The organism is Pseudonocardia sp. TRM90224 (assembly GCF_021245725.1).
Taxonomy (GTDB): domain Bacteria; phylum Actinomycetota; class Actinomycetes; order Mycobacteriales; family Pseudonocardiaceae; genus Pseudonocardia.
Genome location: NZ_JAJGSX010000007.1, coordinates 108,613 through 127,644, shown reverse-complemented (window position 1 = coordinate 127,644; position 19,032 = coordinate 108,613). Strand labels below are relative to the sequence as shown.

The 19,032-nt window shown below is 71.7% G+C and carries 20 protein-coding genes; 11 read left to right on the top strand and 9 right to left on the bottom strand.

The genetic code is table 11. The features are described 5' to 3' along the window. Positions 1-68: 68 nt before the first annotated feature. The 5 genes from LL648_RS13320 to bla all read left to right on the top strand — a co-directional run bounded on the left by LL648_RS13320 (position 69) and on the right by bla (position 3,858). Positions 69-635, top strand: coding sequence for a TetR family transcriptional regulator (locus LL648_RS13320; RefSeq protein ID WP_232662844.1), 567 nt, complete (start codon positions 69-71; stop codon positions 633-635). Beyond that, positions 632-1,894: an MFS transporter gene (locus tag LL648_RS13315; protein WP_232662843.1), complete on the top strand. Its 1,263-nt coding sequence runs from the start codon at positions 632-634 to the stop codon at positions 1,892-1,894. The genes LL648_RS13320 and LL648_RS13315 overlap by 4 nt, the downstream gene beginning before the upstream one ends. Positions 1,895-1,964: 70 nt before the next feature. Further along, on the top strand, positions 1,965-2,582 hold the full coding sequence (locus LL648_RS13310; RefSeq protein ID WP_232662842.1) for a hypothetical protein: 618 nt from the start codon (positions 1,965-1,967) through the stop codon (positions 2,580-2,582). Further along, complete coding sequence (locus LL648_RS13305; RefSeq protein ID WP_232662841.1) at positions 2,579-2,878, top strand: hypothetical protein; 300 nt, start codon at positions 2,579-2,581, stop codon at positions 2,876-2,878. Before LL648_RS13310 ends, LL648_RS13305 begins: the two co-directional genes overlap by 4 nt. Before the next feature lie 47 nt (positions 2,879-2,925). After that, positions 2,926-3,858, top strand: a complete 933-nt coding sequence (gene bla / locus LL648_RS13300; RefSeq protein ID WP_232662840.1) for a class A beta-lactamase — start codon at positions 2,926-2,928, stop codon at positions 3,856-3,858. Positions 3,859-3,904: 46 nt separating this feature from the next. Here bla and LL648_RS13295 read toward each other — a convergent pair whose 3' ends face one another. Together LL648_RS13295 and LL648_RS13290 are read right to left on the bottom strand one after the other, a co-directional pair. Further along, entirely contained in the window at positions 3,905-5,137 is a 1,233-nt protein-coding gene (locus LL648_RS13295) for an MFS transporter (protein ID WP_232662839.1), read from the bottom strand. Positions 5,138-5,178: 41 nt separating this feature from the next. Then, complete coding sequence (locus tag LL648_RS13290; protein ID WP_232662838.1) at positions 5,179-5,850, bottom strand: TetR/AcrR family transcriptional regulator; 672 nt, start codon at positions 5,848-5,850, stop codon at positions 5,179-5,181. A 159-nt stretch (positions 5,851-6,009) separates the two neighbouring features. Between LL648_RS13290 and LL648_RS13285 the strand changes: the two genes are divergently transcribed. After that, on the top strand, positions 6,010-6,813 hold the full coding sequence (locus LL648_RS13285) for an SDR family NAD(P)-dependent oxidoreductase (RefSeq protein WP_232662837.1): 804 nt from the start codon (positions 6,010-6,012) through the stop codon (positions 6,811-6,813). 48 nt (positions 6,814-6,861) lie between these two features. Beyond that, entirely contained in the window at positions 6,862-8,454 is a 1,593-nt protein-coding gene (locus LL648_RS13280) for an AMP-binding protein (RefSeq protein ID WP_232662836.1), read from the top strand. Between the two features lie 13 nt (positions 8,455-8,467). On the opposite strand, the gene LL648_RS13275 is transcribed toward LL648_RS13280, so the two are convergent. The 6 genes from LL648_RS13275 to LL648_RS13250 all read right to left on the bottom strand — a co-directional run bounded on the left by LL648_RS13275 (position 8,468) and on the right by LL648_RS13250 (position 12,711). Further along, on the bottom strand, positions 8,468-8,749 hold the full coding sequence (locus tag LL648_RS13275; RefSeq protein ID WP_232662835.1) for a metal-sensitive transcriptional regulator: 282 nt from the start codon (positions 8,747-8,749) through the stop codon (positions 8,468-8,470). Positions 8,750-8,830: 81 nt separating this feature from the next. After that, complete coding sequence (gene ilvA, locus LL648_RS13270) at positions 8,831-10,090, bottom strand: threonine ammonia-lyase IlvA (protein ID WP_374112043.1); 1,260 nt, start codon at positions 10,088-10,090, stop codon at positions 8,831-8,833. 147 nt (positions 10,091-10,237) lie between these two features. Beyond that, complete coding sequence (locus LL648_RS13265; RefSeq protein WP_232662833.1) at positions 10,238-10,558, bottom strand: hypothetical protein; 321 nt, start codon at positions 10,556-10,558, stop codon at positions 10,238-10,240. A 107-nt stretch (positions 10,559-10,665) separates the two neighbouring features. Further along, positions 10,666-11,010, bottom strand: a complete 345-nt coding sequence (locus tag LL648_RS13260) for a UBP-type zinc finger domain-containing protein (protein ID WP_232662832.1) — start codon at positions 11,008-11,010, stop codon at positions 10,666-10,668. After that, complete coding sequence (locus LL648_RS13255; protein ID WP_232662831.1) at positions 11,007-11,639, bottom strand: TetR/AcrR family transcriptional regulator; 633 nt, start codon at positions 11,637-11,639, stop codon at positions 11,007-11,009. The genes LL648_RS13260 and LL648_RS13255 overlap by 4 nt, the downstream gene beginning before the upstream one ends. 13 nt (positions 11,640-11,652) lie before the next feature. Continuing rightward, entirely contained in the window at positions 11,653-12,711 is a 1,059-nt protein-coding gene (locus LL648_RS13250) for a LacI family DNA-binding transcriptional regulator (protein ID WP_232662830.1), read from the bottom strand. Positions 12,712-12,810: 99 nt separating this feature from the next. Here LL648_RS13250 and LL648_RS45190 point away from each other — a divergent pair, with 99 nt between their 5' ends. The 4 genes from LL648_RS45190 (at position 12,811) to LL648_RS13230 (ending at position 18,023) form a co-directional block, all read left to right on the top strand. After that, positions 12,811-13,995, top strand: coding sequence for an MFS transporter (locus tag LL648_RS45190; protein WP_232662829.1), 1,185 nt, complete (start codon positions 12,811-12,813; stop codon positions 13,993-13,995). A gap of 128 nt (positions 13,996-14,123) precedes the next feature. Continuing rightward, positions 14,124-14,477, top strand: coding sequence for a bifunctional 3-phenylpropionate/cinnamic acid dioxygenase ferredoxin subunit (locus tag LL648_RS13240; RefSeq protein ID WP_232662828.1), 354 nt, complete (start codon positions 14,124-14,126; stop codon positions 14,475-14,477). After that, positions 14,474-16,873 carry a GcvT family protein gene (locus LL648_RS13235; RefSeq protein WP_232662827.1) on the top strand — a complete coding sequence of 800 codons (2,400 nt, stop codon included), beginning with the start codon at positions 14,474-14,476 and terminating at the stop codon, positions 16,871-16,873. The genes LL648_RS13240 and LL648_RS13235 overlap by 4 nt, the downstream gene beginning before the upstream one ends. Before the next feature lie 10 nt (positions 16,874-16,883). After that, positions 16,884-18,023 (top strand): aromatic ring-hydroxylating oxygenase subunit alpha, encoded by a 1,140-nt coding sequence (locus LL648_RS13230; protein ID WP_374112037.1) that lies wholly within the window; start codon positions 16,884-16,886, stop codon positions 18,021-18,023. 170 nt (positions 18,024-18,193) lie between these two features. Here the strand turns inward: LL648_RS13230 and LL648_RS13225 are convergent, their stop codons facing one another. Next, positions 18,194-18,967 (bottom strand): IclR family transcriptional regulator, encoded by a 774-nt coding sequence (locus LL648_RS13225; RefSeq protein WP_232662826.1) that lies wholly within the window; start codon positions 18,965-18,967, stop codon positions 18,194-18,196. Between the last annotated feature and the right edge of the window lie 65 nt (positions 18,968-19,032).

The window sequence follows — 19,032 nt, the reverse complement described above, 5'->3', positions numbered from 1 at the left end:
AGGTATGTCTCAATTCTGAGATAGTCGCCTCTTCCGGCCTGAACGAACAGTGATGTACACTTCTGAACATGAGTGTTCACTCTCGTCGATCTCCCCGCGGTGACCAGCGGGCGATGCTCGACATCGCGGCCGAGGTGCTGATCGCCGACCCACGCGCGTCGCTCGCCGATGTCGCGGCTGCGGCCGGGGTCGGGCGCACCACCCTGCACAAGCGCTACCCGACGCGGGAGGCACTGCTAATCGCGATCGGGCGCGACTCGATGGACCGCATCGAGGAGGCCATCGCCGGCGCCGACATCGCCAACTCGGCGGACGCCGCCGCGCTGCGCAGGCTGCTGGGCGCGCTCATCCCGCTCGGCCCGCGGCTGACGTTCCTGATCCGGCACGCCGCCGACGAGCTCGACGACGCGCTGATGTCGCGGGTCGAGACGCTGGACGTGCCGGTCGAGGACCTCATCCTGCGCGCGCAGAAGGAGCAGACCATCCGTTCGGGCGTCCCCGTCTGGTGGGTCGTCTCGATCCTCTACTCGCTGGCGTACTCCGCGTGGGAGGCGGTCGCCGCCGGCCGGCTGGCCGTGCTCGACGCGCCGGCGTTGGCTTTCGACACGCTCATCAGCGGTATCGGACCGTCATGAACCCCGCCGTGAAGGCTGCGGTGAAGGCCCCGGAGCGCGGCCGGCGGGTTCGTGGCCCGCTGGCCGGGCTGCTCGTCTCGACGGCGCTCTCCGTCACCGGCAACGCGGTTGTTGCGGTCGCGGTGCCGTGGGTCGTGCTCGCCCGCACCGGCAGCGCCACCGCCGCGGGTGTCGCCGGGGCGGCGGCGATCCTGCCGGTCGCGCTGGCCGCGCTCTTCGGCGGCGCCTTGATCGACCGGCTCGGCCGGCGCTTCTGCGCGGTCGGCGCCGACGTGCTGAGCGCGCTCGCCGTCGCCGCGATGCCGCTGCTCGACGCCGCGTTCGGGCTCGAGTACTGGCTGATCCTCGTGCTCGTTGCGCTCGGGGCGGTCTTCGACGGCCCCGGCGCCGCGGCCCGCGAGGCACTGCGACCCGACGTCGCGAAGGCCGGCGCGCAGCCGTTGCCGCGCGTCAACGCCTGGGGCGAGGCCGCGGAGAGCGTCGGGAACATGGTCGGGCCGGGGATCGGCGGCCTGCTCCTGGTCGCGCTGAACGGGTTCGGAGCACTGTGGGTGACAGTGGTGATGTTCGTGCTCTCGGCGGTGATCACCGCCTGCACGGTGCCGGCGCACCTGTCGCCGCTGCCGGTGCGCGAGCCCTACCTGCGCTCGGTCAAGGAAGGCCTGGTGTTCCTGCTCAAGGATCCGGGCCTGCGAGCTGTGGCGCTGACCGCGACGGTCATCGTCGCGTTCATCGCCCCGTTCGGGTCGGTCGTGCTCAACGCGCACCTGCAGGAGGTCGGCGAACCCGGGCAGTACGGCCTGATCCTGGCCGTCCTGGCGGTCGGTGGGCTGGCCGGCGCGATCGGGTACGGGCTCGTCGGCCACCGCTTCACCGAGCGTCCGGTGCTGGTCGGCACCGTCACGCTCACGGCGATCGGCCTCGCGGGTTTTGCGTTCCTCCCGACGGTGCCGGTGATGCTGGCGCTGGCGTTCGTCGCCGGGGTCGTCTCCGGACCGGTGAACCCGGTGGTCGCCGTGATCATGCAGGAGCGCACGCCGGAACGCCTGCGCGGCCGCGTGATCGGCAGCTACACGTCGGTCGCCGTGGCAGCTGGCCCGCTGGGGCTGCTCGCGCTCGGGCCGGTGGTCGACGCCGGCGGCGCCGCGGCCGGGTTCGCCGTGATCGCCGCGGGATGCCTGCTCGCGGCCGTCTACGCGGCGTGCTCGCGCGGCCTGCGGCGTCATCCTTCCGTCGCACCGGATCAGGCGAAGGGATGACGGAACCGGCCGCGGAGATCGATCCTGCCGCCGACGACCGGAAGGGGTCTCCCGCAGCAGCATTCGAGGCATGACGGAACTGATGCAGCTGCTGAGGGACAACCCGATCGCGGGGGTGATCATCGCGTGTGAGTTCGGGCTGTGGATCATGCTCGCGGCCGGGCTGGCCGCCCGCTATCTGCTGCGGCTGCGCCGCACGAGCACCGTCGTGCTGGCCGGGATCCCGCTGCTGGACGTCGTGCTCGTCATCGCCACGGTGCTCGACCTGCACAACGGCGCCGAGGCCCGCGCCATCCACGGGCTCGCCGCGGTCTACCTGGGGTTCAGCGTCGCCTTCGGGCCGACGATCGTCCGGTGGGCCGACAAGCACTTCGCCTACCGGTTCGCGGGTGGGCCGAAGCCGGAGAAGCTGCCGAAGCGCGGCCCGGTGCGCAAGGCGCACCTGTGGCGCGAGTGGAACCGCGTCGTCACGGCGGCCACCATCGCGTCGGCGACCTTGCTGGGGCTGATCTGGTTCGTCGCGGACGAGTCGCAGTCGGGGCTGCTCAGCTGGTGGATCGGCCGCGTGTGGGTGGTCGTCGGCATCTGGCTGGTGGCGGGCCCGCTGTGGGAGAGCGGGAAGTCCGACAAGGGCGAGCAGCCCGAGGACGCCGACCGGCGCGCGTCGTTCGAGAAGAGCGCCCGATGAAGGCGAAGATCGTCGTTGCGGTCGCCGTCGCGGCGGCAGCGCTCGTCAGCGGCTGCGGGAAGGGCGGCTCCTCCGTCGGCGCCGAGGTGGTCTGCGCGGCGGCCGAGGAGTGGCTCGACGCCAGCCCGAGCGATCGCTCCGCGGTGTGGAGCACCGTCGTGGAGCCCGTCGTCGATCGGCTCGGCGACGGTGGCAACGAGCTCGGGCCCCTGCTCGACGCCGTCCGCCGCGGTGCCGCCGGCGGCCCCGACGGCGTCAGCGACACCGCCCGTACGGTGCACGAATACTGCAACTGACCCACCCCGTCCGGCGTCACATCAGTCGCACCGAGATCATGGGTTACATGGGTGCCACCATGCGACGCCGGACGTTGCTCGCCGCGACGCTGATGCTGCCTCTCGCCGGGTGCGCGTTGGCGGAGGACCACATCGCGCCTCCGGCGGCGTCGCCGGCGAGCGCGGATCTCGCCGCGTTGGAGGGCCGCTTCGGTGCTCGCCTCGGCGTCTACGCGATCAGCCCGATCTCGGGCAAGGAGGTGCGGCACCGCCCCGACGAGCTGTTCCCCATGTGCTCGACGTTCAAGGGGCTCGCCGTGGCGGCCCTGCTCGACAAGTTCCCGATCAGCCACCTCGAGGAGGTCGTCCCGTTCACCTCGCGGGCGCTCCTGGACGGCTCGCCGATCAGCAAGGAGAACGTCGGCAGCGGGATGACGGTGCGCGAGCTGTGCGACGCGGCCATCCGGTACAGCGACAACACCGCGGCCAACCTGCTGCTGGAGCAGATCGGCGGGCCGGCCGAGCTCACGGCGTTCCTCCGGTCCCTCGGCGACGACGTGACCAGGCTCGACCGCATCGAACCCGAGCTGAACAGCGCCGAACCCGGCGACCCCCGCGACACCACCAGCCCGCGCGCGATCGGCAACGACTACCGCGAGCTGGTGCTCGGCAAGCGCCTGGCCACCGACACCAAGTTCGAGCTGACCCGCTGGCTCACCACCAACACCACCGGCGACGACCGGATCAGGGCCGGGCTGCCGCCCGACTGGAAGGTCGGCGACAAGACCGGGACCGGCAGCTACGGCACCGCCAACGACGTCGCCATCGCCTGGCCGCCGTCGATGCCCGCGATCGTGGTCTCCATCCTCTCGACGAAGCCCGCGAAGGACGCCGTAGCCGACAGCGCACTGATCGCCGAGGCTGCGAAGATCGTCGCGGCGCAGCTGGGCACACCCGACGCGTTCGTCCCCATCCCGACCACGATCAACACCGGCGGCTGACGTCGACAACGACGTTCTGGCTGTTTGTGAGCGCTAACAACAGCCATTACGTCGTTGTCGACGGTGGCGTGCGGCGCAGCGCGCGGGGCAGGGTGAGCGCGACGGCGATGGTGGCGAGGGTGCCAGCGGCGCCGGCGACGATGAAGGTGGTCGGGGCGTCGGTAGCGTCGAGCAGGAGGCCGCCGCCGATGTAGGAAATGGCGGCAGCGACGCCGATCGCGCCGTAGAGGTTGCCGAAGACGCGCCCGAGCATGTGGTCGGGCACGAGGCGTTGGACCAGCGTGTTGCTGGCGACGTCCATGGCCGCGATCCCCAGCCCGCGCACCAGCTGCACGGCGAACGCCGCGGCGACGGCCCAGGCCAGCCCGGTCAACAGGTTGCCGACGCTGCTGACGGCGAACCCGGCCACGAGCAGCACGACCATGGAACGGTTCGCGGTGCGGGTGAGCAGCAGGTAGCCGACGAGCAGCCCGATCCCGACGGCGCCGAGCAGCAGCCCGACGGCGGACTCCCCGGCGTGCAGGGTGTCGGTGGCCAGCACGAGCAGCGCGACGTCGTCGATCCCGTTCGCGGCGACGACGGCGCAGAACCCGATCGCGATGATCCGCATCGAGCGCATCGACCAGATGTATCCCAGCCCTTCCCGGGCCTGCCCGAGCAGCGTCGGGGAAGGGGCGTCGGCAGCCGTGTCGTCCCGCGCAGGTGGCAGCGCGGGCAGTCTGGCCAGCAGCGCCGCGGAGAGCAGGAACGATGCGGCGTCGACCAGCAGCACCCCCTGGATGCCGACGAACGGCAGCAGTGCCGCCGCGACCAGCGGGCCCAGCGCCTCCGCGCCGTTGGTGCCGAACCCCAGCGTGGAGTTGGCGGCTTCGAGGTCCTTGCCCGGTACCAGTGCCGGGATCGCGGCGCGCGACGCGGGCTGGAAGATCTGCCCGGCCAGCGCCCGGACCCCGACGAGCACCAGCAGCAGCGGCAGTGGAGGCAGCGCGACCGCGATCGCGATGAGCAGCGCGGCCTGGACGAGCTCGCAGGTGATCATCACCCGGCGCCGGTCGAACCGGTCGCTGATGGCGCCGCTGATCGGGCTGAGCAACGCCGGGGCGAAGTCGCCGACCAGCAGCAACGCGGCGACCGCCAGCGCCTGCCCCGTGGTCTCCGCGACGTGCAGCATCAGCGCGACCAGGCTCAGCGAGTCGCCGACGAACGACACCACCCGGGCCACGCTGAGCCGGCGGAAACCGGCGTTCGACACCAGCAGCGTCACCGCGCCCGAAGCCACCGCCCGACTTTAGAGGCCCAGGGTCAGCCGGCCTACCGATTTCATGTGGTGGTGGCGGGTACCTGCTCGGGAACGGCCGGATCGGTGTCGCGCGGAACCACCGTGCCCAGTACGCACAGCACGTCGGAGTGCAGCGTCGGCGCGACGTCGAGGCCGGCGAGGTGGCGCAGGAGCGCGTGCTGGAACACCCCGTCGAACAGCGCGTACGTCAGCGCCGACGACTTCGGCTCGGCAACGGCGGCGAGCTCGGCGTACCGGGAGACGACCCGCCAGATCATCTGCTCGAGCAGCTCGTCGATCTCGAGCACGTCGCTGCGGAAGGAGCTCGTGAACAGGGCCTGCGAGCGCAGGTCGTACCACAGCCGGTGCATGTGGCCGTCCTCGCGCAGCGTCGCGATCATGGCGTCGGCGAATCCGGCGGCGAGCGCGTCGGCCGTCGGTGATTCGGCGACGACCTGGTCGTAGCGCTGCGCGCACTGCGCCTTGTACTGCCGGACGCAATAGGTGATGAGGTCGTTCTTGTCGCGGAAGTAGTAGTGCAGCACGCCGTGGGAGAAGGCGGAGTTCTGGGCGATCTCGCGGAGGCTGGTGCGCGCGTAGCCGAGCTCCGACAGCGTCAGCAGCGCCGCGGAGGCCAGCTCGCGACGGCGCTCCTCGAACTTGTCGACCTGACGTCGCGAGACGCGGTCGAGCTTGTCGGCGGTTGCGGTCATCTCGGCCTGTCTTCTCCTCCGACGTCCTTTCCGACACAAATCACGAGGTCAGGGTAGCGCAGGGCGTCTTGACGACTGCCCAAGAAAATCTTGACACCTGTCAAGACGTCTTCTACCTTGAGGTTCACATCAGCGGGGATGAGAAAAGGACGGCAACGCATGGGTGTTTTCGAGCTCACCGGTCGCAAGGCGCTCGTCACGGGAGGCGCACGCGGCCTCGGGGCGGGGATGGCCGAGGCGCTGGCCGCCGCCGGCGCCTCGGTGATGATCGCCGACGTCCTGAAGGACCTCGGCGAGCAGACCGCGGGCACCATCGCCGCATCCGGAGCCACAGCAGGGTTCGTGCAGCTCGATGTCACCAGCGACGCGGAATGGGAGCAGGCGGTCGCGCATACGGTCGCGGAGCTCGGCGGGCTCGACATCGTCGTGAACAACGCCGGCATCGAGATCACCCAGCTCCTCGTCGATCTCGACGCAGACGACCTGCGCAAGATGCTCGACGTGAACATCGTCGGCACTGCCCTCGGCGTCAAGCACGCGTTGCGCGCCATGCGGCCCGGCGGTGCCGCCGGCGCGGGCGGCTCGGTGATCAACATCGCGTCGGTCGCAGCCACGATCGCCTTCCCCGGTATCGCGGGCTACTCCGCGACCAAGTCGGCCGTCGACCGGCTCACCCGGGTCGCTGCCATGGAGTCGGGCAAGCTGGGCTACGGCGTGCGCGTCAACTGCCTCTACCCGGGGCTCGTGCCTACCGAGATGGGCATGAAGCTGGCGGTCGAGACCGCGGGGCTCGGCCTGTTCGAGAGCCCAGAGGCGGCCGTCACCGCGGTCGTCGGGCTCACCCCGTCCGGTCGCCTGGGCGAGGTGGCCGACATGGCCGACGCCGTCGTCTTCCTCGCCTCCGACGCCGCCCGGTTCGTCAACGGCGTCGGGCTGCCGGTCGACGGCGGGATGGGGATGTGACGGTCGCGGTGATCTGCGAGGTCGATGGCATGGGCGCGCAGAGCTGAGATGGCGTTCGTCGACCAGCTGGACAAGGGCGCGTCGCTCGGCCGCGACGCCCCTTGTCTCGTCACCGACGACGAGGTGTTGACCTACGGCGAGGTGCAGGACCTGAGCTGGGACGTCGCCCGCGCGCTCGCCCGATCGGGGATCCAACCGGGGGAGACGGTCGCCGTCCTCTCGGAGAACGACCCGGTCGCTTCGGCCTGCATCTTCGGCATCTCGCGCCGGGGCGCCGTCTGGTGCCCGATCAGCCCGCACAGCGACGCCGAGGAGGTCCGCAGGCTGCTCGACCACGTCGACTGCGCCGGCTTGATCTTCCAGTCGGCGTTCGCGCCGCTGCTCAGCCGGATCGCGTCGCAGCTGCCGGCCCTGCGGGTGCTGGTGTGCCTCGACGCGGAAGCGCCTGCGCTGCCGTCGCTCGAGAGCTGGCTCGAGGCGGGCACCGACGCCGAGGAGACGGCCGACCCCGATCCGGCACCCAGCGATCCGGTCGACGCACCCAACCCCGACGACATCGCGATCATCGCCGGGACGAGCGGCACCACCGGCACCCCCAAGAGCGTGGTGATCACCGGGCGGGCGATCGAGGCGATGGTCGCCGCTGTGCTCGGCGGGTACCCGTTCGACGGTCGGCCCACCTTCCTCACGATGTGCACGCCCACGCATGTGGCGGCCGGCCTCTGCCTCCCGATCATGACGTTGGGCGGACGGATCGTCATCATGCGGAAGCCGGACGTCGGGAGGTTCGTCGACCTGGTCGTCGAACAGCGGGTGACGCACACGCTCCTGTCGTCGACGCTGCTCGGCGCCGTGTTGCGGCACCCGGGGCTGGCGAACGCCGACCTCTCGTCCTTGCAGTGCTTCTGGTACGGCGCGGCGCCGATGCCGGCGCGCAGGCTCGAAGCGGCGATCACGACCATCGGGCCGGTGATGGCGCAGCTCTACGGGCAGGCCGAGGCGCCGCTGGTGATCGCGACGATGGCCCCGCGCGACCACTTCGACCGGGAGGGCACGATCGCCCGGCACCGGCTCACGTCGGTCGGCCGGCCGTCGCCGCTGGTCACCGTCGGGATCATGGACGAGGACGGCACACCGCTCGGAGTGGGGGAGCGCGGCGAGATCGTGGTGCGCGGTTCGCTGGTGATGGCCGGCTACCACAAGGATCCCGCGGCGACCGTCGCGTCGCGCCGGCACGGCTGGCACCGCACCGGCGACATCGGCTACCTCGACGACGACGGCTTCCTGTACCTCGTCGACCGCGCCAAGGACGTGATCGTCAGCGGTGGTTCCAACATCTACTCCGCCGAGGTCGAGCAGGCGCTGATGCAGCACCCTTCCGTGCTGGACTGCGCGGTGGTCGGTCTGCCCGACGAGAAGTGGGGCGAGCGGATCGTGGTGGTCGTCCAGCTGGCCGAGGCTCCCGTCGACGACACCGAAGCGGCCATCGCCGACCTGCTCACGTTCGCCGACGATCAGCTGGGGGGCGTCGAAGCGCCCATGCAGGTCGAGGTGTGGCCGGAGCTGCCCCGCTCGACGACGGGCAAGGTGCTGAAGCGCGAGGTCCGCCAGGTGCTGATGGCGGGGGTATCGCCCAAGTAGCTCGCTGTGCCCGTCAGCTGCGGACGAGGCGGGCGATCGCGTCGGACGCCTCGCGGACCTTGACGTCGGCCTCCTCGCCACCGGCCGCCGCGGCCTGCACGACGCACGTCGCGAGGTGCTCGTCGAGCAGCTCGAGGGAGAACGACTGCAACGCCTTCGTGGCTGCCGACACCTGCGTCAGGATGTCGATGCAGTACTTGTCCTCCTCGACCATCCGCTGCAATCCGCGGACCTGACCCTCGATGCGCCGCAGTCGCTTGAGGTAGGCGTCCTTATCGCCGCTGTAGCTCGCCATCACGCCTCCGTCGTTCGTCCCCCACGACGGTACGGGGTGCGGGGCCCCGCGTCACGTTCACCCAGGTCGACGTTCACACGGTCAGACGAGGAACCGGTACGCCGTGCTGCCCGGTGCGACCAGCTGGATCCGCAGCGGGCTGGCCTTCATGCGCGCCCACAGCGGCTCGTACCCGTCGCGTGCCGCGATCTCCACGCCGACCAGCGCGGCGCCGGTCTCGCGGTTGTCGCGCTTCACGTACTCGAACAGGACGATGTCGTCGTCGGGGCCGAGCACCTCGTCGAGGAACCGTCGCAGCGCGCCCGGCTCCTGCGGGAACTCCACGAGGAAGTAGTGCTTGAGCCCGCGGTGCACGAGCGAGCGCTCGACGACCTCGGCGTAGCGGCTGACGTCGTTGTTGCCGCCGGAGAGCATGCAGACGACCGTGGCGCCCGGTTCGAGCAGCACCTCGTCGCCCAGTGCCGCCGCGGCGAGCGCGCCTGCGGGCTCGGCGATGATGCCGTCGACCTGGTAGAGGTCGAGCATCTCGGTGCAGACCCGGCCTTCCGCGACGGCCACCAGCTCGGCACCTGTGTCGCGGACCAGCGGGAACGTCACGTCGCCCGCGCGGCGCACCGCGGCGCCGTCGACGAACGTGTCGAGCTCATGCAGCGCCACCGGCTCGCCCGCGGCGAGCGCGGCCGCCATCCCGGCTGCGCCCGAGGGTTCGACCCCGACGACGCGGACGCCCGGGTGTCGCGCCGCGAGCCAGGTCCCGACGCCGGCGAGCAGCCCGCCGCCGCCCACGGGAAGGACCACGACGTCGGGCGCGCGGCCGAGCTGCTCGACGATCTCCACGCCGACCGTGCCCTGCCCGGCGATCGTGCGCGGGTCGTCGAAGGCGGGGACGACGGTGGCGCCGGTCAGCGCTGCGTGCTCGGCGGCGGCCGCCGCGGCCTCGTCGTAGGTGTCGCCGCCGACGACGAGCTCGACGTTGCCGCCGCCCAGCGCGACGATCCGCTCCCGCTTCTGCCGCGGGGTCGTGGCAGGCACGTGCACGCGCCCCCGCATGCCCAGCGTGCGGCAGGCGTACGCGACGCCCTGGCCGTGGTTGCCCGCGCTCGCGCACACCGCCCCCGCGGCGCGCTCCTCGGTGCTGAGCTGGGCGAGGAGGTTGTACGCGCCCCGCAGCTTGTACGAGCGCCCCACCTGGAGGTCCTCGCGTTTGAGGTACACCTCGGCGCCGGTGGCGGCGCTCAGCCGGTCGTTGCGGACGAGTGGGGTGCGGACGGCGACACCACTGAGCCGTGCGGCTGCTGCGGCGACGTCGTCGGCGACGGACGGGGCGGACACGCCCCCGATCCTCCTCGCACCCGAAGTGGACGGACGGAGCGGGGCTCCGGGCAGGGCGCCCGGGAGGGCAGGAAAGCCACTTTCCTGCCCTGTGGGGGCCGGAAAGTGGCTTTGCTGCCCTCGCGTGCGGAACGCACGCACGCATCCCGCTGGGGCCTAATGCCCCTGGAGCAGCTCGATGATCAGGTCGAGCTTGGAGCCGTGCTCGTCGAGGATCTCGGTGTGCTTGTCGAGGATCAGGGTGTGCTCGGCGAGCTGCCTTTCGATCACGGTGACGCGTTCGTCGAGCGATGTGACGCGGGTGTCGAGCGAGGTGACGCGTTCGTCGATCGACGCAACGCGGGTGTCGATCGACGCCACCTGCTTGTCGATCTTCTTGACCCGCTTGTCGGTGGAGGCGATCGACTCGTATGCGCCGACGAGGTCGTTCTGGAGCTGACCTAATCTGGGCGTGCTGTCCTCAACGGCTGGTTGCATGCAGCGGAGGCTAACCAGCGACGCACCACTGTGGACCAGTTGCGTGGAACCCGTCGCCGATCGGCGCGGGCACCGCGCCGAAATGCTGCCGACCCGCCGTCGGGTCCTCAATGGACCTTGCTCCGCCAGTCGGCGGGCACCCGGCCGGCCGGGCCGGGCGCCGGCTGGTCGACGGGGTGGTGCGTGGGTGCGGCGAGCGGCGGCCCGTCGAGGCCCTCGCCGGTGGTGTAGTTCCAGAACCAGTCCTCGCCCGGTTCGAAGCTCTGCACGACGGGGTGCCCGCTCGCGCGGAAGTGCGCGGTGGCGTGCTGGGCCGGCGAGGAGTCGCAGCACCCGACGTGCCCGCACTCCGCGCAGCGGCGCAGGTGCACCCACCAGCCGCCGACCTGGTCGCAGTCGGCGCAGCCCGGTCCGCTCGGGGCGGCGCCGGGGTTGATGCCTGCCGATGTCATGTGCGGTCTCCTTCTGCAAGCAGCGTCCGTGCGACGGACTTCCACATGGGGATGTGCGGGTCGGTGCGCGGGTCGCGGTGCTCCAGCGCGTAGCTGAGCCCCACCCCCCGCATGCTCGTGAAGATCAGGTCGCGCACGTGCGCGTATCGGGGCAGCGCCCGGATCTCCGGGCCGTAGTAGCGGTCCATCCCGGCCCGGATCGCCACCCCGACCTCACGTTCCTCCGGCAGCAGCGCCGTGCGCAGCTCGGGGTTCGTGCGCGCGGCCGTCCACAGCTCGATCGCGGCCCAGAAGTACGGCTCGGAGAACGTCGTCCACATCAGGTCGATCACCCGGTCGAGCCGCTCGGCGACCGAGAGGCCGGCGAACTCGGCGCTGCGGTCGAAGCTGCGGTCCATCCGCGTGATCGCGAGATGCCGGGAGGCCGCCACGAGCAGCTGGTCGCGCGAGGGGAAGTGGTGCAGCAGGCGGCCGCGCGAGACTCCGGCCCTGGCCTGGATCCGCAGCGTCGTCGCGCCCGCGTACCCGGACTCGACGAGGCACGACACCGCGGCGTCGAGGATCCGCGCCCGGCTGGTCGCCGTGCGCTCCTCGCGACGGCCGACGGGCCGGCTCGCTGGCGTGCTCACCGGGCCAGCGTAGTCACCGGTCGGCGGGTGGGGCGCCGCTCGTCGTCCCGATGCGCAGGCTGACCGGCAGCATCACGTCCGGTGGGGTGATGCCCTCGACGAGCTGCATCGCGGCCTCCGCGGCGAGCCGGCCCTTCTCCTCGGTCGGCTGGACGACGGTCGTGAGGCGCGTCTCGCCCAGCCAGTGCAGGTCGGCGCCGTCGAACCCGGCCACCGAGACGTCCTCCGGCACGCGCAGCCCGAGCTCCTCGGCGGCCTTCAGCACTCCGGCGGCGAGCACGTCGCTCTGCGCGATCACGGCGGTGGGGCGGCGGTGCGCCGGCACGTCGAGGATCGCGCGGCCGGCGACCACCCCCTCCTCGACGGCGTTGCTGGGGGTCTCGAACGCGGGGACCGGGCCGAACACGTCCTCCACGCCTTCGAGGCGGTGGCGCACGTCGCGGTAGTGCGCCCGCGCGCGCCGCGCTGCGTTGACCGGGCCGCGGGAGGCGTCGAGGCGCAGCGGCATCGCCACCACCTCGACCCGCCGGTGCCCGAGGTCGTGCAGGTGCTGGGCGAGGATGCGGGTGCCGCCGCGGTCGTCGATGTCGATCAGCACGACGTCGTCGAGGTCGGGACCTTCCAGCCCGACGATCGGCACGCCGCGGGCGCGCAGCTGGTGCAGCGCCGGGTCGTCCTCCAGCCCGCAGGTGGCGAAGATGGCGGCGTCGAGCGGGATGCGGGCGATCTGCTCGGATGTGGGCCGGCCGTAGTCGCCCGCCAGCAGGAGCAGGCCGACGCCGTGCGTACCGAGCACCCCGGCCATGCCGTCGAGCAGCTGGACGGCCACCGGGTCGCGGAACGCGTAGAGCAGCCGCTCGCCGACGAACGTGCCGATGACGCCTACCCGGCCGCGGCGCAACGACGCCGCCAGCGGGTCCGGCCCGGCGTAGCCGAGCGCGGCGGCGGAGGCGAGCACGCGGTCGCGTGTCGCCGGGGTCACGCGAGGGCTTCCCGAGAACGCCAGCGACGCCGTCGACGGGGAGACGCCGGCGTGCGCAGCGACCCTGGCCAGCGTCGGGCGGGTGGTCACGAACGAGACGGTAGTCGCAACCGGCCCAAAGCGATTGCCGACCGGCAGGGGCGTGACGTACGGTTTCCTTCGATCGAATCGATTCGACAAGGAGAACTGGTGACCACGACGAGCGCGCCGCCCGCCGAGCTCCTCCGCGCACGAACGGCTGTTGTCATCGCGTTCGGCGCGAACGGGCTGTCGTTCGCGTCCTTCATCTCGCGCACCCCCGCGATCCGCGACACGCTCGGCCTCTCCATCGCCCAAATGGGGCTGCTCCTGCTCTGCCTCTCCGTGGGCGCGGTGGCCGGACTGCCGCTGTCCGGGCCGATCGTGCACCGGCTCGGCGCGGGCAAGGGTGTGCTGCTGGGTGCGCTGTCGGTCGGGCTGGGTCTCGCGCTGCTGGCCACGGGCCTGTTCACGGCCACCGTCCTCCCCGCCGGGATCGGGCTGGCCTTCGCCGGCCTGGGCAGTGGCGTCTGGGACGTCGCGATGAACGTCGAGGGCGCCGACGTCGAGCGCAGGCTCGGCCGCTCGCTCATGCCGCGCCTGCACGCGGCCTTCAGCCTCGGCACGGTTGCCGGTGCCGCGCTGGGCGCCGCGTCGGCGGCGCTCGGGGTTGCGGTCGGGGTCCAGGTGGCGGTCATCGCGGTGGTCGGGCCGGTGGTCGCGTTCGTCGTCACCCGAAGGTTCCTGCCGGTCGTCGAGGTGGGCGCCGACGAGAAGGGGGCCGGATCCGGGGTGCTCGGCGCGTGGCGCGAGCCGCGCACGCTCGTCGTCGGGCTGATGGTGCTCGGGTTCGCGTTCACCGAGGGCTCCGCCAACGACTGGATCGCGCTGGCGCTCGTCGACGGCCACGGTGCGTCGGAGACGGTCGGCGCGATCGCCTTCGGGCTCTTCGTCACGGCCATGACGATCGGCCGCTTGTTCGGCGGCTCGGCGCTGGAGCGCTTCGGCCGGGTTCCCGTGCTGCGCGCGACCGCGGTGATCGCCGTAGCCGGGTTGGCGTTGGTGCTGTTCGGCGGTTCGACCCCGGTCGCGCTCGCCGGCGCGCTGCTCTGGGGGATCGGCGCCTCGCTCGGGTTCCCGGTCGGCATGAGCGCCGCGGCGGACGACCCGGTGCGGGCCGCCGCGCGGGTCTCGGTGGTCAGCTCCATCGGGTACACGGCGTTCCTCGCGGGGCCCCCGCTGATCGGCCTGATCTCCGACCACAACGGGATCCTGAGCGGGTTGCTCGTCGTGCTGGGCGCGCTGGTGCTCGGCCTGCTCGCTGCCGGCGCGAGCCGCGAGCGCACCGCGGGTTGATGCTTTCGCGAGAATTGCCAGGTTACCGGCAGGTTTCGGGCCCGCCGGCCGCTTGACAGCGGCCCTTCGACCACGAACTCTGTTGCGTGTCGTGCACACCGTTCCGCACTGCGCTCCGGAGAACCCACATGATTCACGTCTGCGCGCTCGCCGACATGCCCCGTGGCAGCGCTCGCCGACTCCCGCTCGTCCCACCGGTCTCGGTGTTCCACACCTCCGACGGTGAGTTCTACGCCATCGATGACACCTGCACCCACCAGGACGCGTCGCTCGCCGACGGGTGGCTGGAGGGCTGCGAGGTCGAGTGCCCGCTGCACGCGGCGATCTTCGACCTGCGCACGGGCGAGCCGGACGGCCTGCTGGCGCGCAAGCCGGTGCGCACGCACCGGGTGCTCGTGGAGGCGGACTCCGTCTACCTGGTGCTCTCCACGCCGGACGTGATGGCGGACATCGGCGGCGACGAGCTGGAAGCAGCGTCGTGAGCTCGCCCCGGGTCGTCGTCATCGGTGCCGGCGTGGTCGGGGCGGCGGTTGCCGACGAGCTCACCGCGCGCGGCTGGACCGACGTCACCGTGCTGGAGCGGGGTGCGCTGCCGCTCCCGGGCGGCTCGTCGTCGCACGCGCCGGGGCTGGTGTTCCAGACGAACCCGTCGAAGACGATGGCCGGGTTCGCCGCCTACACGGTGCAGAAGATGGTCGGGCTGGAGGTCTTCAACCAGGTCGGCGGCCTGGAGGTGGCGACGACGCCGGAGCGGCTCGCCGAGCTGCGCAGGCGCCACGGCTTCGCGACCAGCTGGGGCATCGAGTCGCGGCTCGTCGACCCCGGCGAGTGCGCTGCCATGCACCCCCTGCTGCCGGCCGACGCGGTGCTGGGCGGCTTCCACACCCCGACCGACGGGCTCGCCGCCGCACCGCGCGCGGTCGCGGCGCAGCTGGCCCGCGCCACCGATCGCGGCGCGCGGGTGCTGGCCGAGCACAAGGTGCTGGACGTGCTCTCCGAGGGCGGCCGGGTCACCGGCGTCCGCACCGATCACGGCGACGTGCCCGCTGACGTCGTGGTCTCCGCGACCGGGTTCTGGGGTCCGCAGACCGGTGCGATGGTGGGGTTGACCATCCCGCTGCTGCCGATGGCCCACCAGTACGCGCGGTCGGGGCAGGTGGCGGCCATGGCGGGCGTCACCGCCGACGCCGTCTCGCCGATCCTGCGCCACCAGGACCGCGACCTGTACTTCCGCGAGCACGGCGACCGGATCGGCATCGGTTCCTACGCGCACCGCCCGATGCCGATCGACGTGTCGGCCCTTCCGGCGACCGGCATGCCGTCGGTGCTGGACTTCACGCCGCAGGACTTCGCGCCGTCGTTCGCGGACGCGTGCGCGCTGCTGCCCGCGCTCACCGACGCAGGCATCGAGAGCGGCATCAACGGGATCTTCTCCTTCACCCCCGACGGCATGCCGCTGCTGGGCGAGCACCCCGAGCTGCGCGGCTTCTGGGTGGCCGAGGCCGTCTGGGTCACGCACTCCTGCGGGGTGGCCAAGACGCTCGCCGAGTGGCTCGTCGACGGCGAGCCGGAGATCGACGTGCACGAGTGCGACCTCAACCGGTTCGAGGCGGTCCAGCTCTCGCCCGAGTACATCAGCACGCGCTCGACCCAGGGGTTCGTCGAGGTCTACGACATCCTGCACCCGCTCGACACGACGACCGAGCCGCCGCTGCGGGTCAGCCCGTTCTACGAGCGCCAGGGCCAGCTGGGCGGCTTGCTCCTGCAGATGGGCAGCTGGGAGCGGCCGTACTGGTTCGAGGCCAACGGCGGGCTGCCGGAGGTCGAGCGGGTCCCGCCGCGTGACGACTGGGCGGAAAAGCACTGGTCGCCGATCGCCGGCGCCGAGGCGCTCGTCACGCGCGAGCGGGTCGCGATGTACGACATGACCCCGCTCAAGCGGCTGGAGGTCAGCGGCAAGGGCGCGCTGGCGCTGCTGCAGCGGCTGACCACCAACAACCTGGACAAGAAGCCCGGCGCGGTGACCTACACGCTGATGCTGGAACCGTCGGGCGGGGTGCGCAGCGACCTCACCGTGGCGCGGCTGGCCGATGACGTCTTCCAGGTCGGCGCGAACGGCAACACCGACCTCGACCGACTCCTGCGGGAGGCCGGTGGCGCCGGCGACGTGCACATCGCCGACATCACCGCGGGGACGTGCTGCATCGGGCTGTGGGGCCCGCGGGCCCGCGACCTGCTGGCGCCGCTCACGGCCGACGACATCTCGCACGCGGGGTTCGGCTACTTCCGGGCGAAGAAGATCCACGTCGGCTCGGTGCCGGTGACCGCGTTGCGGCTGTCCTACGTCGGCGAGCTGGGCTGGGAGCTGTACACCACGGCCGACCTCGGGCTGCACCTGTGGGACCTGCTCTGGGAGGCCGGGCAGCGGCACGGGGTGATCGCGGCCGGCCGGCACGCGTTCAACAGCCTCCGGCTGGAGAAGGGCTACCGCTCCGCCGGTACCGACATGACCACCGAGCACGACCCGTACGAGTCGGGCCTCGGGTTCGCCGTGCGCCCCGACAAGGGCGATTTCGTCGGCCGGGCAGCCATCGCCGGTCGCGAGCGCCCGTCCCGCAAGCTGGTGCCGTTGCTGCTGGCCGGCGACCGGGTGGTGCTGGGGAAGGAGCCGGTCTACGTCGACGGCGCGCCCGCCGGGTACGTCACGAGCGCGGCGTACGGGCACACCATCGGCGCCGGCATCGCCTACGCGTGGCTGCCGGCGGCGGCCGCGGCGCCGGGCACGGCCGTGCAGGTGGAGTACTTCGGTGAACGGCTCGCGGCGGTGGTGGCCGCGGAGCCGCTGTTCGACCCAGAGATGAAGCGCATCAGATGCTGAAGGAGATCGTGTGACCGCCGCCACTCCGGGTGTGACGCCGAGTCCGATCAGCACGAGTCTGATCAGCACGCTGGCCGGCAGCTACTACACCGACCCGGCGATCTTCGCGCGCGAGCAGGAGCAGATCTTCGAGCGCTCCTGGACGTGCGTCGCCCTCGTCGCGGACCTCGCGGCGACCGGGGCGTTCCAGAAGGTGCAGGCCGGGCGGGAGAGCGTCGTGCTCGTCCGCGGGCGCGACGGGGCGCTGCGTGCGTTCCTCAACGTCTGCCGCCACCGCGGCGCGCAGCTGTGCACCGAGGAGACCGGTCAGCTGCGGCGCAACCTGCAGTGCCCGTACCACGCGTGGACGTACGACCTGAGCGGCAAGCTGGTCGCGGCGCCCAACCTCACGTCGATGCCCGACGTCGACCGCGACCGCTACGGCCTGCTGCCCGTGCACATCCGGGAATGGCTCGGGTACGTGTGGATCTGCCTCGGCGACGACCCGCCCTCGTTCGAGGAGGACGTCATCGGCGAGGTCGTCACCCGGCTCGGTGACGTCGGGTCGATCGAGCGCTACGGCGTCGAGGACCTCGCGTTGGGCCGGCGGATCCGCTACGACGTGGCCGCCAACTGGAAGCTGATCATCGAGAACTTCATGGAGTGCTACCACTGCGCGACGATCCACCCGGAGCTCACCGAGGTGCTTCCGGAGTTCGCGGAGGGGTACGCGGCGCAGTTCTTCGTGGGGCACGGTGCGGCGTTCGGCGGCGACATCGACGGGTTCACGGTGGACGGCAGCGCGGGCGCCGACAAGCTCCCCGGCGTCAGCGACGACCAGGACCGGCGCTACTACGCGATCACGATCAAGCCGCAGGTGTTCGTCAACCTCGTGCCCGACCACGTGATCGTGCACCGGATGACACCGCTCGCCGCGGACCGCACGATCGTGGAGTGCGACTGGCTCTTCGCGCCGGACGTCGTCGCGAGCGGCCGTGACCTCGACGTCTCCGTGGAACTGTTCCACCGGGTGAACCAGCAGGACTTCGACGCCTGCGAGCGCACCCAGCCCGGAATGGCCAGCCGCGCTTACCGCGACGGCGGCGTGCTCGTGCCGAGCGAGCACCACATCGGCGAGTTCCACAGCTGGCTGCAGGAGCGCCTCGCCTGACCCGAAGCCGCCCACCGTTTTGCCAACCTGCACGGCCTTGCAGGTCTGCAGGTTGGCAAAACGGTGGGGACCTTGCGGCGCCGGACCCCCGATCTCCCCACCGTTTTGGGTGGATGCGCGCCCTGCGGGCGCGCAAGTGCACAAAACGGTGGGGAAGTTCGGGGTTCAGCTCAGCCCAGCCAGCCCATCCGACGGCTGATCTCGGCGGTCCCGGCCTTCAACGGCACGACCAGCTCGGCGAGGCGCGGCTCGTCGAGCCGGTAGCTGGGCCCGCTGACGCTGACGGCCGCGACGACGTCGCCCGACTGGTCGTGCACCGGCGCGGCGATCGCGTTGAGACCGACCTCGTACTCCTCGACGGCGACGGCGTACCCGTCGGCCCGCACCTGCGCGAGCTCCTTCTCCAGCGCGGCGACCGTCCGGACGGTGTGGGCGGTGAACCGCTCCATGCCGCCGGCGAGAAGTGCCGCGCGGCGCTTCTCGTCGAGGTGGGCGAGCAGCACCTTCCCGCTCGACGTGCTGTGCAGCGGGGTGAGGCGACCGATCCAGTTGTGCGTGGCGACGGTGGAGGGCCCGCGGGCCTGGTCGACGTTGACGGCCCACTGCTTCTGCAGCACCGCGACGTTGATCGTCTCGCCCATCGCGACGGCCATCTGCTTGCACACCTCGCGGCCCTGCCGGGTGACGTCCAGCCGGTCTGAAACGGCCCCCGCCAGCGGGATCAGCCCGAACCCGAGCCGGTACTTGCCGCGGTCCTCCGCCTGCTCGACGAGCCCCCGGCCCTCCAGCGCGCCGAGGAGGCGGAAGGCCGTCGACTTGTGCACGTCGATCTCGGCGGCGACCTCGCTGACGCCGGCCTCACCACGTCTGGCGAGAATCTCGAGCACGCTGATGGCCCGATCGACGGATTGCACGCCACCATCACGACCAGCGGTGTTGCTCATGACGAAACTATTAGCACCAAATCGAACGCAGTGCTTGACGTGACGACGGTTGAGAGGACGATCAG

What these genes read in the sequence shown, in the direction of transcription:
- LL648_RS13310 (WP_232662842.1), top strand. Translation starts at nt 1,965, where the DNA reads ATGACGGAACTGATGCAGCTGCTGAGGGACAACCCGATCGCGGGGGTG.
- LL648_RS13285 (WP_232662837.1), top strand. Translation starts at nt 6,010, where the DNA reads ATGGGTGTTTTCGAGCTCACCGGTCGCAAGGCGCTCGTCACGGGAGGC.
- LL648_RS13225 (WP_232662826.1), bottom strand. Translation starts at nt 18,967, where the DNA reads ATGAGCAACACCGCTGGTCGTGATGGTGGCGTGCAATCCGTCGATCGG.
- LL648_RS13265 (WP_232662833.1), bottom strand. Translation starts at nt 10,558, where the DNA reads ATGCAACCAGCCGTTGAGGACAGCACGCCCAGATTAGGTCAGCTCCAG.
- LL648_RS13260 (WP_232662832.1), bottom strand. Translation starts at nt 11,010, where the DNA reads ATGACATCGGCAGGCATCAACCCCGGCGCCGCCCCGAGCGGACCGGGC.
- bla (WP_232662840.1), top strand. Translation starts at nt 2,926, where the DNA reads ATGGGTGCCACCATGCGACGCCGGACGTTGCTCGCCGCGACGCTGATG.
- LL648_RS13275 (WP_232662835.1), bottom strand. Translation starts at nt 8,749, where the DNA reads ATGGCGAGCTACAGCGGCGATAAGGACGCCTACCTCAAGCGACTGCGG.
- LL648_RS13305 (WP_232662841.1), top strand. Translation starts at nt 2,579, where the DNA reads ATGAAGGCGAAGATCGTCGTTGCGGTCGCCGTCGCGGCGGCAGCGCTC.
- LL648_RS13315 (WP_232662843.1), top strand. Translation starts at nt 632, where the DNA reads ATGAACCCCGCCGTGAAGGCTGCGGTGAAGGCCCCGGAGCGCGGCCGG.
- LL648_RS13320 (WP_232662844.1), top strand. Translation starts at nt 69, where the DNA reads ATGAGTGTTCACTCTCGTCGATCTCCCCGCGGTGACCAGCGGGCGATG.
- LL648_RS13290 (WP_232662838.1), bottom strand. Translation starts at nt 5,850, where the DNA reads ATGACCGCAACCGCCGACAAGCTCGACCGCGTCTCGCGACGTCAGGTC.
- LL648_RS13240 (WP_232662828.1), top strand. Translation starts at nt 14,124, where the DNA reads ATGATTCACGTCTGCGCGCTCGCCGACATGCCCCGTGGCAGCGCTCGC.
- LL648_RS13280 (WP_232662836.1), top strand. Translation starts at nt 6,862, where the DNA reads ATGGCGTTCGTCGACCAGCTGGACAAGGGCGCGTCGCTCGGCCGCGAC.